At 67.9% G+C, this 12,994-nt stretch carries 12 protein-coding genes; 8 read left to right on the top strand and 4 right to left on the bottom strand.

Annotated features, from left to right (window positions below; genetic code table 11):
* A partial coding sequence (locus ACRDPS_RS24705) for a M6 family metalloprotease domain-containing protein (RefSeq protein WP_431504322.1) occupies positions 1-2,024 on the bottom strand: 2,024 nt, incomplete at its 3' end.
* A gap of 479 nt (positions 2,025-2,503) precedes the next feature.
* On the opposite strand from ACRDPS_RS24705, the gene ACRDPS_RS24700 reads away from it, so the two are divergent.
* The 3 genes from ACRDPS_RS24700 (at position 2,504) to ACRDPS_RS24690 (ending at position 5,627) form a co-directional block, all read left to right on the top strand.
* A complete protein-coding gene (locus ACRDPS_RS24700) occupies positions 2,504-3,664 on the top strand; it encodes a ubiquitin-like domain-containing protein (RefSeq protein ID WP_431504321.1) in 1,161 nt (386 codons plus the stop codon).
* Positions 3,665-3,840: 176 nt separating this feature from the next.
* Positions 3,841-4,725 (top strand): 16S rRNA (adenine(1518)-N(6)/adenine(1519)-N(6))-dimethyltransferase RsmA, encoded by an 885-nt coding sequence (gene rsmA, locus ACRDPS_RS24695; protein ID WP_431504320.1) that lies wholly within the window; start codon positions 3,841-3,843, stop codon positions 4,723-4,725.
* Positions 4,722-5,627 carry a 4-(cytidine 5'-diphospho)-2-C-methyl-D-erythritol kinase gene (locus tag ACRDPS_RS24690; RefSeq protein ID WP_431504319.1) on the top strand — a complete coding sequence of 302 codons (906 nt, stop codon included), beginning with the start codon at positions 4,722-4,724 and terminating at the stop codon, positions 5,625-5,627. Before rsmA ends, ACRDPS_RS24690 begins: the two co-directional genes overlap by 4 nt.
* A gap of 248 nt (positions 5,628-5,875) precedes the next feature.
* Here ACRDPS_RS24690 and ACRDPS_RS24685 read toward each other — a convergent pair whose 3' ends face one another.
* Together ACRDPS_RS24685 and ACRDPS_RS24680 are read right to left on the bottom strand one after the other, a co-directional pair.
* Complete coding sequence (locus ACRDPS_RS24685) at positions 5,876-6,688, bottom strand: IclR family transcriptional regulator (protein WP_431504318.1); 813 nt, start codon at positions 6,686-6,688, stop codon at positions 5,876-5,878.
* A 220-nt stretch (positions 6,689-6,908) separates the two neighbouring features.
* The gene (locus tag ACRDPS_RS24680) at positions 6,909-8,168 is read right to left on the bottom strand and encodes a TetR/AcrR family transcriptional regulator (protein WP_431504317.1); all 1,260 of its coding nucleotides are present in this window, start codon (positions 8,166-8,168) and stop codon (positions 6,909-6,911) included.
* 136 nt (positions 8,169-8,304) lie between these two features.
* Between ACRDPS_RS24680 and ACRDPS_RS24675 the strand changes: the two genes are divergently transcribed.
* Positions 8,305-10,077, top strand: a complete 1,773-nt coding sequence (locus tag ACRDPS_RS24675; protein WP_431504316.1) for an ABC-F family ATP-binding cassette domain-containing protein — start codon at positions 8,305-8,307, stop codon at positions 10,075-10,077.
* A gap of 131 nt (positions 10,078-10,208) precedes the next feature.
* On the opposite strand, the gene ACRDPS_RS24670 is transcribed toward ACRDPS_RS24675, so the two are convergent.
* Positions 10,209-10,697, bottom strand: a complete 489-nt coding sequence (locus tag ACRDPS_RS24670) for a MarR family winged helix-turn-helix transcriptional regulator (protein WP_431504315.1) — start codon at positions 10,695-10,697, stop codon at positions 10,209-10,211.
* 109 nt (positions 10,698-10,806) lie between these two features.
* Between ACRDPS_RS24670 and ACRDPS_RS24665 the strand changes: the two genes are divergently transcribed.
* The 4 genes from ACRDPS_RS24665 (at position 10,807) to ACRDPS_RS24650 (ending at position 12,917) form a co-directional block, all read left to right on the top strand.
* The gene (locus ACRDPS_RS24665) at positions 10,807-11,526 is read left to right on the top strand and encodes a methyltransferase domain-containing protein (RefSeq protein ID WP_431504314.1); all 720 of its coding nucleotides are present in this window, start codon (positions 10,807-10,809) and stop codon (positions 11,524-11,526) included.
* Between the two features lie 74 nt (positions 11,527-11,600).
* Positions 11,601-11,981, top strand: a complete 381-nt coding sequence (locus ACRDPS_RS24660) for a VOC family protein (protein WP_431504313.1) — start codon at positions 11,601-11,603, stop codon at positions 11,979-11,981.
* 152 nt (positions 11,982-12,133) lie between these two features.
* Positions 12,134-12,400 carry a metal-sensitive transcriptional regulator gene (locus ACRDPS_RS24655; RefSeq protein ID WP_141782113.1) on the top strand — a complete coding sequence of 89 codons (267 nt, stop codon included), beginning with the start codon at positions 12,134-12,136 and terminating at the stop codon, positions 12,398-12,400.
* Between the two features lie 49 nt (positions 12,401-12,449).
* Positions 12,450-12,917, top strand: a complete 468-nt coding sequence (locus ACRDPS_RS24650; protein WP_431504312.1) for a hotdog fold domain-containing protein — start codon at positions 12,450-12,452, stop codon at positions 12,915-12,917.
* Positions 12,918-12,994: the final 77 nt, after the last annotated feature.

Genomic DNA, 12,994 nt, shown 5'->3' with positions numbered 1-12,994 from the left:
GCGTCGACGACCAGCGCCTGCCCGCCACCGGGGTGCTGGGAGGTGTTGTTGTCGGTGTAGGCGCCGTTCTGGTACCAGACCAGCAGGCCGTCCTGGTAGGCGTAGTGGTCGACCTTGTCCGGCGCGGTGACTCCGTAACCGAAGTTGTACGGGCCCTCGGCCAGCGTCTTGTCGTAGCCCTTGTACTGCCGGTTCTCGGCGATGTAGAAGCGCGGGTACGTCTCGGAGTAGGTGCCGTCGGTGATGCCGAGGTACTCCTTGACGGTCCAGTCGTCGAAGGACGAGAAGTCCGTGCTGTAGGCCGAGCCGACCGAGAGGTCGTCGATGGCGAAGCCGTAGTAGGCGACGCCGCCGTCGTTCGCGGTGCGGAAGCGGAGCTTGACGGATCGGCCCTCGTACGCCGAGAGATCAGCAGTCAGGTCGACGTACTCCTCCGGGTTGTGGTCGGCGCAGTTGCCGTCACAGGTGCTGTCGGAGGTGCCGTGGATGCCGTTGTTGTACTCCGCCGAGGACAGGTTGGTGGCCAGCGGGGTCGACCAGGTGGTGCCGCCGTCGGTCGAGGCCTCCACGAAGGTGAAGTCGTACTCCGCCTCGAGGTCGTACTTCACCTTGGCCGAGAGCGTGCCACCGGCGGGGACGGCGATCTCCGGGCTGACCGCGGTGGCCGTACGGTCATCGCCCCTGCCCGAGTAGAGGAAGGTCTTGCCCGACGTGCCGGAGCCGACGTCGTGGGTCGACTCCCCGTCCGGGAGATTGACCACGAGCGCCTGTGGGGTCTTCGACCCGGTGTCGTGGAAGCTCGGGCCAAGCGTCAGCTTCTTCGACGAGCCGGCCTCGACGGTGTCGTAGTTGAGCCAGCCGAGGAAGAGCTTCTCCGGCGCACCCATGTGGTTCGGGGTGGTGCCGATGGTGCCGTCACCGTGGCCCAGCCAGGAACCCGAGCTCATCAGGGTCCAGAAGCCGGTGCCGTTCTCGCCGCCGGCGGTGTCGTAGAAGTCCGGCAGACCGAGGTCGTGGCCGAACTCGTGGGCGAAGACACCCAGGCCGCCGTTCTCCGGCTCGGTGGTGTAGTCGCGAATCCAGATGTCGGTGTCGCCGATCTTGACGCCGCCGGCCTTCGGGAAGTCGGCCGGGCCGTCGGAGCCCGAGGCGTTCGCGGCCCAACGGTGCGACCAGATCGTCCACGGGTCGGCGCCGGCCTCCTCGCCCTCGCCGGAGTGGATCGCCTGGAAGTGGTCGATGTAGCCGTCGGCCTCGTTGAAGTTGCCGTCGCCATCGAGGTCGTAGCGATCCCAGATGTCGTAGTCCTGGAGGTAGTCGACGATCTCGGCGTCGGTCTTGCCGGACGCCTTCTGGGCGTCGTACCAGGCGTCGGCGCTGTCCTGGATGTAGTTCTTCATCGACGCGGCGCTCTCGTCGCCGGTCTCGTCCTGGTAGTAGGACTCGGCGTGCGGAAGGGTCACCCAGTCGCTCACGTCACCCTTGAGGTCGAAGCGACCGCTCGACATCTCCTTGTAGACGTTGTGGAAGGACTCCTCACCCTTCGTCTCGTCGAAGAACATGTCCATGTAGTGGTCGCGGGAGAAGTCCTCCTCCCAGTAGGTCGAGTTGTCGTCCGCTCCGGGCGCCTCGATCTCGTTGTGGAGCGGGCCCGAGGTGTTCTCGGGGAAGGCGGGGTTGCCGCCCTCGCCGAACTCGACAAGGAAGCTCAGCAGCTGGGACTGCTCGGTGGGCTCGTGCTCCACCCAGCGGGCATTCTTGCCCGAGCCCATCTTGACGACCTCGCTGCCGTTCTTGGTGACCGTCTGCTTGTCGCCCGTGGCGACGGCGGTGGCAGCGTTGGTCTTGAGCTCGCGGCGCTTTGTGTTGAGCGCGTCGGGCTTGTCATCGACCTTCTGCTTCACCGCGGCGGCGGCTGGGGTCCCCGCGTCTTCGACGGCGTTTGCCGACGAGTGGGCCAGGGCCACCGGCGTGACGCCGACGACCGCGGCCGCGGCGATAACGCTGGTAAGGCGTCTGTTCATCGTTCCTCCGGAGTCTCGTGACATCGCGCACATCTGCCTACCCGAGAACCGACCGGCACGACGGGCCATCACGACACAGATGGCCTTCGAGTACCTCACCAAGCAATGCCGTTACCTGTAAAGGATTTGTCGCGTATTGGTCAACGGCCACAATATTTCGTGGCGGGATTACGACATTTACCCGGATCAACCGGCTTGACCTGCGAATTCTGCGTGGCGAATCGCACACATGTTGTTTGGTGTGACAGGTATTGACAAGAGGTTCGACCGCTCGATTGATTCCAATATTGCATGCTTGTAATTGCGTCCGGAACGGACGGGGAACTTGCATTTAACCGACAGGTTTTGTTCCTCTGGTCGGCGAGATAGCCGGGATCGGGATAGATCCGGACGGTGTTGGGGGTGGGCCTCAGCGCGTGGATCGTGAGATCTCGCAACGCCGTTCGCCTGTGCCCGGAGAGCACAAACATCGGAGCATCGTGCCCGTCAGCAGTATCAACTCGTGGGTCCGTAACATCGCATCTACCCGCCGCCGCAAGGCCATTCTGGTCGGCGGACTCGCCGCAGCAGTGGTCGCCGCAGGGGGCGCTGCGTACGGCGTCAAGACCTCCCAGACCGATGTCATCGTCTCGGTCGACGGCAAGGCCAAGGACGTCAGCGTCAACGCCGACACCGTCGGTGAGGTTCTCGAGGCCGAGGGCATCAAGATCGGCGACCGCGACGCGGTCGCCCCATCGGTCGACACCAAGGTCGAGGACGGCAGCGCGATCAGCGTCCGCTACGCCCGCCAGCTGAGCCTCGAGGTCGACGGCAAGGACCAGGACCACTGGGTGACCGCGACGACTGTCGGTGGCGCCCTCGCCGAGCTCGGTCGCGACTTCGACCGCGCCAAGCTCTCGACCAGCCGCGGTGCGTACATCGGCCGTGACGGGATGTCGCTCGACGTCGTCACCCCCAAGACCGTCAAGGTCGAGCTGGCCGGCAAGAAGGCCAAGAAGGTCAACGTCGCCGCGCTGACCGTCGGCGACGCCCTCAAGGAGCTCGACGTCAAGCTCGAGCGCCGCGACAAGGTCTCGCCGCGCTCGGGCAAGACCCTGAAGAGCGGTCAGAAGATCGTCTTCACCGACTTCTCCTCCAAGACCAAGAAGGTCGCTCGCGAGACCGTCGAGGCGCCGGTCGAGGAGCAGGAGGACCCCTCGATGCCCGAGGGTGAGACCGAGGTCGTCGAGGAGGGCTCCGACGGGGCCCGTTCGGTGACCTACCGCGTCGTCTACAAGAACGGCGAGGCCGTCTCCAAGAAGGTTCTCGAGCAGAACGTGCTCGAGAAGGCCGAGACGCGTGTCGTCAAGGTCGGCACCAAGGTGGAGGAAGAGCCTGCGCCCAACTTCGCCGGCGGCAGCACCGTCTGGGACCAGCTCGCGGAGTGCGAGTCCGGCGGCGACTGGTCGATCAACACCGGCAACGGCTACTACGGCGGTCTGCAGTTCAACGCGGAGACCTGGCACTCCTACGGCGGCTCCGGCCTCCCGCACGAGAACAGCCGTGAAGCCCAGATCGCGGTCGCTGAGAAGGTCCGCGACGCCACCGGCGGCTACGGCTCCTGGCCGGCCTGCTCGCAGAGCATGGGCCTGCCGCAGTAACCAGCCGCGAGTCGGCGCGTCTGTCCCGGAAATCGGGCTCGAGTCGGCGCGTCTGTCCCATCAACGTGGGACAGACGCGCCGACTCGGCGTTCTGGCGTGGGACAGACGAGCCGACTCGGTGTTGTGGGGCGGGACAGATGCGCCGACTCGGCATCGTGGGGCCTACGCTGAGGGCATGACCGACCGCACTCCGCCGCGCCTGTTGGGGCCGGTGGAGGTCAGGACGCTGGCCGCCGAGCTCGACCTTCGCCCGACCAAGCAGCGTGGTCAGAACTTCGTCATCGACGCCAACACCGTGCGCCGGATCGTACGCGAGTCCGGCGTCGGCGCCGATGACGTCGTGGTGGAGGTCGGCCCCGGGCTCGGCTCGCTCACGCTGGCCATCCTCGAGACCGGCGCGAAGGTGACCGCGATCGAGATCGATGAGGATCTTGCCGATCGGCTGCCGAAGACCATCGAGGAGTACGCGCCGGATCACGCCGACGCCTTCAGCCTGATCCGCGCCGACGCCCTTCGGGTGGCCTCGGTGCCTGGTGCGCCGCCCACGGCCCTGGTCGCCAACCTGCCCTACAACGTCTCGGTCCCGGTGCTGCTGCACCTGATGTCGCTGCTGCCGTCGCTGAAGCGTGGCCTGGTGATGGTGCAGTCCGAGGTCGCCGACCGGCTGGCGGCCAAGCCCGGCTCCAAGGTCTACGGGGTCCCTTCGGTGAAGGCGGCCTGGTATGCCGACGTACGCCGCGCCGGAGCGATCGGCCGCAACGTCTTCTGGCCGGCACCCAACGTCGACTCCGGACTCGTCGCCTGGACCCACCGGCCTCCGCCCACGAGCTCGATCGCGCGCGAGGACGTCTTCGCGGTCATCGACGCTGCCTTCGCGCAGCGTCGCAAGGCGCTGCGCGGCGTACTCAAGCCTTTGGCCGGCTCTGCCGCTGCCGCGGAGACCGCGCTCGTGGCGGCCAGCATCGACCCCCTCGCCCGCGGGGAGTCGCTGACGATCCACGATTTCGTACGCATCGCCGAGTCGATCCAGTCGGGTGCTGTCGCGAAGGAGCCCCGATGAGTGTCACCGTCCGCGCCGCCGCGAAGTTCAACCTTCACCTCGGGGTGGGGCCGCTCCGCGAGGACGGCTACCACCCGTTGGCGACGGTCTACCACGCGATCGGGCTCTACGACGACGTCACCGTGAGGGACGCCGCACAGTGGGAGGTCGCGGTCACCGCCGAGGACCACATCGCGCTGGGCGAGGTGCCGACCGGCGACGACAACATCGCGGTTCGCGCCGGGCGCGCGCTCGCGGGGCACCATGGCGTCGACAGGGCGGCCAAGATCGAGATCCACAAGGGCATCCCGGTCGCGGGTGGCCTTGCCGGTGGTTCCGCCGACGCAGCCGCGGCGCTCGTGGCGCTCGACCGGCTCTGGGCGCTGGAGACCTCTGACGAGGACCTGTTGAGCCTCGCGGCACAGCTCGGCTCCGACGTACCTTTCGCTCTCATCGGTGCCACCGCCATCGGCGGCGGCCGCGGCGAGATCGTCGCTCCGGTCCCCGACAACGGGGCCTGGTGGTGGGTCGCGGTCGGCAACGAGCAGGGACTCTCGACCCCGTCGGTCTATCGCGCTTTCGACGAGCTAGGTGGCAGCGACCGGGGCGGCGACCCGCAGGTGTCCGAGGGCCTGCTCGCCGCGCTGGCGAAGGGCGACCCGGACCTGCTCGCCGGGGCGCTCGCCAACGACCTGCAGGCTCCGGCGCTCTCGTTGCGCCCGGATCTCGCCCAGACCTTCGCTGACGGCGAGGAGGCCGGCGCCCTCGCCGTCCAGCTCTCCGGCTCGGGTCCGACGATCATGATGCTCTGTCGCGACGCCACCCACGCCCGCGAGGTCGCCGGCGCGATGCAGGCCAAGGCGTACGACCGCGTCTGGGCCGCCCCCGGCCCCGTCGCCGGCGCCCACGTCGTCACCTACTGACAGCGACCCGCCCCCGCGCGCGCCGAGACGTCACCTCTGCAGGCCGAGAAGTCAGGTTTGCAGGCCGAAGAGTCACTTGTGCAGGTCGAGTTGGCACGGCGATGCCAATTCGGCCTGCAGAGGTGACCTCTCGGCCTGCAGAGGTGACGTCTCGGCCTGCAGGGGTGACGTCTCGACCTGCAGAGGTGACGTCTCGACCTGCAGGGGTGACGTCTCGACCTGCAGAGGTGACGTCTCGGCGGAGGGGGTCAGGCGGCGCTGGAGACGACCTCGTCGGAGATTGCGGCGGCGGCGCGGCGCAGGTGGCGGGTGATGCTGGCGGCGTTGAACCCGGCGGTGCTGCCGGAGATGGAGACGGCGGCGATCGCGCGGCCCTCGATCATGATCGGAACCGCGGCGCACACGATGCCGAGCTGGGCCTCCTCACGGTCGAAGGCGATGCGCTCGCTGTTGGCGCGGCGGAGCTCGGCGAGGAACTTCGCCGGGTCGCCGTGCGAGTGACGGGTGCGCCGCACGAGACCGGACTCGAGGACCGCCGCGATGTGGTTGCGGTCGCTGAAGGCGAGGATCGCCTTGCCGAGCGCAGAGCAGGCGGCTGGGGCACGCCCGCCGACGTACGTCTCGGGCTGGATGCCACCGCGACCGGCGATCTTCTCCAGGATGACGATGTCTGTGCTCTCCAGGATGGCGAGGTGGACGGTCTTGCCGGTCGCCACGTAGAGCTCGGCGAGGTGCGGCATCGCCGTCTCCCGGATGCCCTGGGGGCGACAGATCTGCACGGCGTTGCCGAGCTCGAAGAGCCGGCGGCCCAGCACGTAGTGGCGTCCGGTCCGCTCGACGTAGCCGCTCTGCTCGAGGTGGCGCAGAAGTCGGAAGGCGGTGGACTTCGGCAGGCCCGCGGTGCGTGCGATCTCGCTGACGCCGAGCTTCGGGCCGGCTCCGAGAAATGCCTCCAGGATCTGGAGGGCCTTCGTCGCAGACGGGGTCGCCGAGGAGGTCGTCCTCGGGGCACCTTCATGGTCGTGCTGACTAGCCAGGGTGGGGATAGCAGTGACGCTCATGGGGGGATCTCCTTAGTTGAGTGGAGACTCACCACGAAGGGGGGATCTGGTGAGTCCGACTCTCTGTGACAGCAGTCACTGTAACGATCGTTCCGGAGGTTATGGCGAAAATGTAGGACAAATCTCATTCCTGACCTGCGAAAATAGATGACACGGCATACAGTTCCGTGTGTTTCCTTCGGTTAGCGTCGTAGATCGTCTGTGGATCTACGGTAGCCGGTCAGTGACTGAACTGTGTAGGAAACGGCGTGGCCGTGATCAGACGCGAAAGCAGGTCCGTCGTCGTGGTCAGTGACATTCCGGTGCCGTCGAGTGCCTCCGCGAAGAGCAGCCCATCGGCGATCACGAGCAGCAGGGTGGCGATCTCGTCGGCCTGGTCGCGCCCTTCGGCACCGAGCGCGCCGCGGAACCAGTCAGCGAACTCGTCGCGGGTCTGGCGGCGTACGGCGAGGAACCTCTCCCGGCCGGGCAGCGGCTCGGGCCGCTTGGGAAGCACGAGCTGGAGGCCGATCCGCAGGAACGGCGGGAGGTGGCGGAGGCTGGCCACCAACGGTGTCAGCATGCGCGAGAGCTCGGTGGACCAGTCGCTGTCCGCGGTAAGCGGCTGCCACGAGGACTGGGTGCGCTGCCAGGCACGGTAGGAGTCGTCCACGGCCGCCGAGAACAGGTCGTCCTTGTTCGCGAAGTGCCAGTAGACCGACGACGCTCGCAGGCCCGCCGCAGCGCAGATCCGGCTGATCGAGGCACCTTCGTAGCCGCTCTCCGCGGCGACCTCCAGCGCTGCCGCGATGAGCTTCTCGCGGCTGCTGTTCCCGCTCACGTACGTCACCGGCGGCAGCTCTGCGATCGCCGGGACGATCTCGCGCGGCTGCCGGAGGTGGTCGGCGACCTCGGCCAGCCCGTCGGCGAGCCGTCGCAGGAGCGGGTCCAGGTCGGCGTACGCCTCGGTCTGGACGTGGACGAAGAGACCGTCGTGGGCGGCGAGGGTCAGTCGCGCGAGGGTCTTGATGTCCGCGGGCGGAAGGTCGACCGCCTCGGACCACCACGCCTCGAAACCGGCCAGCGTCTGGGCGCGGAGCTGGAGGAAGCGCGCTCTCGGGCCGTCACCGACCGTCGGTCCGGACTCGATGGCGAGGATCAGTCCCATCCGCCACCAGTCGGCCTTGGCGCCGCTGGTGCCCGCCGTCGTACGTCGCAGGTTGGCCAACAGCCCGGCACGCAGATCGTCGCCGGTCGGCGCAGGCTCCCAGCGCGGCGCGATGCGGTGCCATCGCGTGTAGCCGTGCTCGAGCGCCTCGGCGAGCAGCTCGTCCTTGCTGGCGAAGTGCCAGTAGAGAGAGGACGGCGGGAGCCCGGTCGCGCGGCGGACCAGGGCCATCGTCGTGCCGACGTAGCCCCGTGCTGCCGCCAGTCCCAGCGCGGCCTCGAGGATGACCTGTCGCGAGCTCTGGGACTGCCCGCGGGTCACCTTCTCTGACATTGCACAGAGTGTAGGCATCTCCACTCCCATCTGCGGTCTGACGTGCCACTGAGCGGCCACGACGCAGCTGCTGAGCGGGGACGACGGTGGCCGCGATGATGGGCCCTCACCACTCTCGGGGACAATGGGAGGCGATATGGCGAACCTCCTCAACCTCGAGCACGTCTCCAAGGCGTACGGTGTCCGGCCCCTTCTCGACGACGTCTCCCTCGGCATCAACGCCGGTGAGCGAATCGGCATCGTCGGCCGCAACGGCGACGGGAAGACGACTCTGCTGCAGGTGATGACCGGCCTGGAGGAGCCCGACTCCGGCCGGGTCTCGCGCCAGCGCGGCCTGCTGGTCGGGTTCCTGCACCAGGGTGACCAGCTCATCGACACGCATACCGTGCGGGAGGCCGTACTCGGCGGGCGCTCGGACCACGAGTGGGCGGGCGTCTCCGCGCTGCGCGAGATCGTGGAGCAGCTCCTTGCCGGGATCGACCTCGACCGGCCGGTGGTCGGCCTCTCCGGTGGCGAGCGTCGCCGGTGCGCCCTGGCTGAGCTGCTGCTCGGCGACCATGACCTGATCGTGCTCGACGAGCCCACCAACCATCTCGACGTCGAGGCCGTGGCCTGGCTCGCCTCGCACCTGGCCGCTCGCGCCTCCGCGCTCGTCGTGGTGACCCACGACCGCTGGTTCCTCGACGCCGTGTGTCAATACACGTGGGAGGTCCACGACGGGGCCGTCGACGCGTACGAGGGTGGCTACGCTGCCTTCGTCCTCGCCAAGGCGGAGCGGTCTCGCCAGGCCGCCGCCACCGAGGTACGCCGGCAGAACCTCGTCCGCAAGGAGCTGGCCTGGCTGCGGCGCGGTGCCCCGGCGCGTACCTCGAAGCCGAAGTTCCGCATCGATGCCGCCAACCAGCTCATCGAGGACGTACCTCCGCCCCGCGACCGCTTCGAGCTCCAGAAGTTCGCCGCCCAGCGGCTCGGCAAGGACGTCATCGACGTCGAGGACGTCGACCTCTTCCGGGGCCCTCGTCAGCTCCTGTCGCACGCCACCTGGCGGATCGGTCCGGGTGACCGGATCGGCATCGTGGGCGTCAACGGAGCCGGCAAGACCTCGGTGCTGTCGCTGCTGGACGGTTCGCTCCCGCCTGCGGCGGGGAAGGTACGCCACGGCCGCACGATCGCGCTCCAGCACCTGACCCAGCAGCTCGACGACCTCGACCCCGAGGCCCGGGTGCTGCCGATGGTGGAGTCGATCAAGCGCGTCACGAAGACCATCGACGGCCAGGAGCTCTCGGCGACCTCGATGCTGGAGCGCTTCGGTTTCACCGGCGACAAGCTGGTCACCCGGATCGGCGACCTCTCCGGTGGCGAGCGCCGCCGCTTCCAGCTCCTGCGGCTGCTGCTGACCGAGCCCAACGTCCTGCTCCTCGACGAGCCCACCAACGACCTCGACATCGACACGCTCAACGTCCTGGAGGACTTCCTCGACGCCTGGCCGGGCACCCTGATCGTCGTCTCCCACGACCGCTACTTCCTCGAGCGCGTCACCGACTCCGTCTGGGCCCTGCTCGGCGACGGCCAGATCTCCATGCTCCCCAGGGGCGTGGACGAATACCTGGAGCGCCGCCTCCCCCTCCCCGCCGAGACGTCAGTTGTGCAGGCCGAGACGTCACAGGGCGGCCCCGCAAAGGCCAAGCCCGGCTCCGCCGAGGAGCGAGCCGCGAAGAAGGTCGTAGCCCGCATCGACAAGCAGCTCGAGCGCATCGCCGAGCAGCAGCAGAAGCTCGAGCTCGCGATGGCCGAGGCAGTCAACGACTACGCCAAGCTGGCCGAGCTCAGCGCCGAGCTCGACGGGCTCGCAGCCGAGAAGGACGACCTCGAGCTGGAGTGGCTCGAGGCCGCCGAGGTCCTCGGTTAGCTCGGCGTCGGCCGCACGCGAAATCGCGGCACGTGCTGCTGTAACACGTCGTTCGTAGTACTACTCGCCCTATCAGAACGACCGGATAGTCCTACGAACGACGTGTTACATGGGCTGTGGGCCCGCTGGCGTCACGCCGAGAACGGCACCAGCAGTCGCCGCAACAGGTCGGTGAGGTGACTCTGCTGGTCGTCGCTGAGCCCGTCGAGGAACTCCCGCTCGGCCGCGAGCAGGGCCTCGAAGGCGCTGTCGACGGTGGCCTTGCCGTCGGGGGTGAGGCGGACGAGCACGCCCCGTCGGTCGGCCGGATCCGGCAGCCGCTCGACGAGCCCACGTGAGGTGAGCCGGTCGACGCGGTTGGTCATGGTCCCGCTGGTCACCAGCGTCTCGCGCAGCAGCCGGCCGGGGGAGAGCTCGTAGGGCGCGCCCGCACGCCGCAGCGCCGCGAGCACGTCGAACTCCCACGATTCGATCCCGGAGGCCGAGAACGCGTCGCGTCTGGCGAGGTCGAGGTGACGCGAGAGCCGGGAGAGACGCGAGAAGATCTCCACAGGACCAAGGTCCAGGTCGGGTCGCTCGTGGGCCCAAGCCTCGCTCAGATCATCGACTTCGTCGCGCATGACGTGAGCCTAGCCCAAGACAGCTCCATCGAGAATCTTGACATCGAGAGAAGTCGGGAGGACGATCGGGATATCTTGACATCAAGAGATATATTGGAGGACGTACGCGATGACCGCATGGGACCCCGAGCGCTACCTGGCCTACTCCGATGAGAGAGGGCGGCCCTTCGTCGACCTCCTCCGCCGGGTCGATGCCGACCAGCCGAAGAACGTCGTCGACCTCGGCTGCGGACCTGGCAACCTGACCGCCCTCGCGGCGACCCGCTGGCCGGACGCGAGGGTCATCGGCCTGGACTCGAGTGCCCCGATGATCGACAAGGCACGCGCGAGCATCGACGGCGTCCATTTCGCGGTCGCGGATCTTCGTGACTGGGCCGAGTCGGCCGCCCCGGGCTCCGTCGACGTACTCCTCTCCAATGCGACCCTCCAGTGGGTCCCCGGCCACCTGGACCTGCTCCCGGCCGTCGCCGGCGCCGTGAGCGAAGGCGGCTGGTTCGCCTTCCAGGTGCCCGGCAACTTCGAGGAGCCCAGCCACACGCTCCGCGCGGAGCTCGCCGCCGAAGAGCCGTACGCCGCCCACACTGAGCATCTCGATGCGCCGAGCTCGCACGATCCGGCCGACTACTACGACGTGCTGGTGCGGGAGGGCTTCGAGGTGGACGCCTGGGAGACGACGTACCTCCATGTCCTGACCGGCGAGGACCCGGTCTTCGACTGGATCTCCGGGACCAGCCTGCGCCCCACGGCGGCAGCTCTCGAGAAGGCTGGCCTATTCGAGCCGTTCGCCGAGGAGCTCAAGAAACGTCTGGCACGGGTTTATCCCGTATGAAACGATTCGATAGGAAACAGTTTCGTGCTGCTCCCGTTCCGCCGGGTCTTCGTCGTTGCCCGCAGACTGGAGTCATGATGCGCATCCATCACGTGCAGGTCGGCATGCCCGCCGGCCGCGAGGACGAAGCCAGAGCCTTCTACGCCGACGGGCTCGGCCTGAGCGAGGTGCCGAAACCGGCGGAGCTGGCCAAGCGCGGTGGAGCCTGGTTCCGCTCGCCCGGCGGCGCGGAGATCCACCTGGGTGTCGAGGACCCGCACCGTCCGCAGGCCAGGGCCCACCCGGCCTTGGCGGTCGAGACCGAAGCTGACCTCGAGGACGTGGGCGAGAGGCTCGCCCGGCTGGGCTTCGACGTCGACTGGAGCCAGCGTCACAACGCCGACGGATTCCAGCGCTTCCACGTCCGCGACCCGTTCGGCAACCGCGTCGAGATCGTCTGGCCGATCGCGGGCTAGCACGATCCCCGTCTTCGCGTGGGCGAAAAGCGGAATCACCCAAGAAAAGAGCCGTAACGCCCACTGGTCTGGACCGTTGTCCCCCGGGGGATACAACGACGATGCCAGGAACGATGCAAGAACCGATGGAAGGCAAGACTTTGACTGACGACGTGACCGTCCCCCAGCCTCGGGACGCGGAGACGACGAGCGTGGTCAATCGAGTCCGCCGGGCTCAGGGCCAGCTCGGCGGCGTGCTCCGAATGATCGAGGACGGCCGCGAGCTCGCCGATGTGGTCGGCCAGCTCAAGGCAGTGACTCGTGCCCTCGACAAGGCTGCCTTCGCGCTGCTCTCCAACGAGCTGCGCCGCGCCCACTCCGACGGAGACCGTCCGGAGCAGATCGAGGAGCTCGAGAAGGTCTTCCTCTCCCTCTCCTGATCTCGGGCCAGGAGAGGGGAGGAGGTTACCCTCGGGTAACCTGAGCCACATGAGCCAGCTCTACGACCTCTGGAAGTCCTTCAACCGCGTCCCGGTTGTGGGCAAGCGAGCATTCTCGGTCGCGTTCGCGAAGAAGGCACCGTACTTCGGATCGATCCACCCGCTGGTCAACCAGCTGCGGCCGAACTACGCCGAGGTCATCGTGCCCAACCGCAAGGGCAACCACAACCACATCGGGACCGTGCACGCCATCGCGCTGTGCAACGGGCTCGAGATGGCGATGGGCTCCCTTGCCGAGGTCACGATCCCGCGCGACAAGCGCTGGATCCCCAAAGGGATGACCGTCTCCTACACGGCCAAGGCCTCCACCGACATCACCTGCATCGCGGAGACCGACCAGGAGCAGTGGGACACCGCCGACGGTGACCTCGACGTGCGCGTCAAGGGCATCCGCGAGGACGGCACCGTGGCCATCGAGGGCACGATCAACCTCTGGGTGACCCCGAAGAAGAAGTAAGAGTATGCACGAAGCGGCCCGCTGGCCAGCTCGGGGCGGGGGGGCGCTTGGTGGGGACTCTTTTTTCTTGTTCGGGG

The sequence above is a fragment of the Nocardioides sp. genome (genome assembly GCF_050699375.1).
Classification (GTDB): domain Bacteria; phylum Actinomycetota; class Actinomycetes; order Propionibacteriales; family Nocardioidaceae; genus Nocardioides.
Note: the sequence above shows the minus strand (reverse complement) of the source record. Positions and strands in the feature narration are given on the sequence as shown.

Coding starts and splice junctions, on each gene's coding strand:
- ACRDPS_RS24660 (WP_431504313.1), top strand. CDS start 11,601: ATGATGCGCATCCATCACGTGCAGGTCGGCATGCCCGCCGGCCGCGAG.
- ACRDPS_RS24670 (WP_431504315.1), bottom strand. CDS start 10,697: ATGCGCGACGAAGTCGATGATCTGAGCGAGGCTTGGGCCCACGAGCGA.
- ACRDPS_RS24690 (WP_431504319.1), top strand. CDS start 4,722: ATGAGTGTCACCGTCCGCGCCGCCGCGAAGTTCAACCTTCACCTCGGG.
- ACRDPS_RS24675 (WP_431504316.1), top strand. CDS start 8,305: ATGGCGAACCTCCTCAACCTCGAGCACGTCTCCAAGGCGTACGGTGTC.
- ACRDPS_RS24685 (WP_431504318.1), bottom strand. CDS start 6,688: ATGAGCGTCACTGCTATCCCCACCCTGGCTAGTCAGCACGACCATGAA.
- ACRDPS_RS24650 (WP_431504312.1), top strand. CDS start 12,450: ATGAGCCAGCTCTACGACCTCTGGAAGTCCTTCAACCGCGTCCCGGTT.
- ACRDPS_RS24665 (WP_431504314.1), top strand. CDS start 10,807: ATGACCGCATGGGACCCCGAGCGCTACCTGGCCTACTCCGATGAGAGA.
- ACRDPS_RS24680 (WP_431504317.1), bottom strand. CDS start 8,168: ATGTCAGAGAAGGTGACCCGCGGGCAGTCCCAGAGCTCGCGACAGGTC.
- rsmA (WP_431504320.1), top strand. CDS start 3,841: ATGACCGACCGCACTCCGCCGCGCCTGTTGGGGCCGGTGGAGGTCAGG.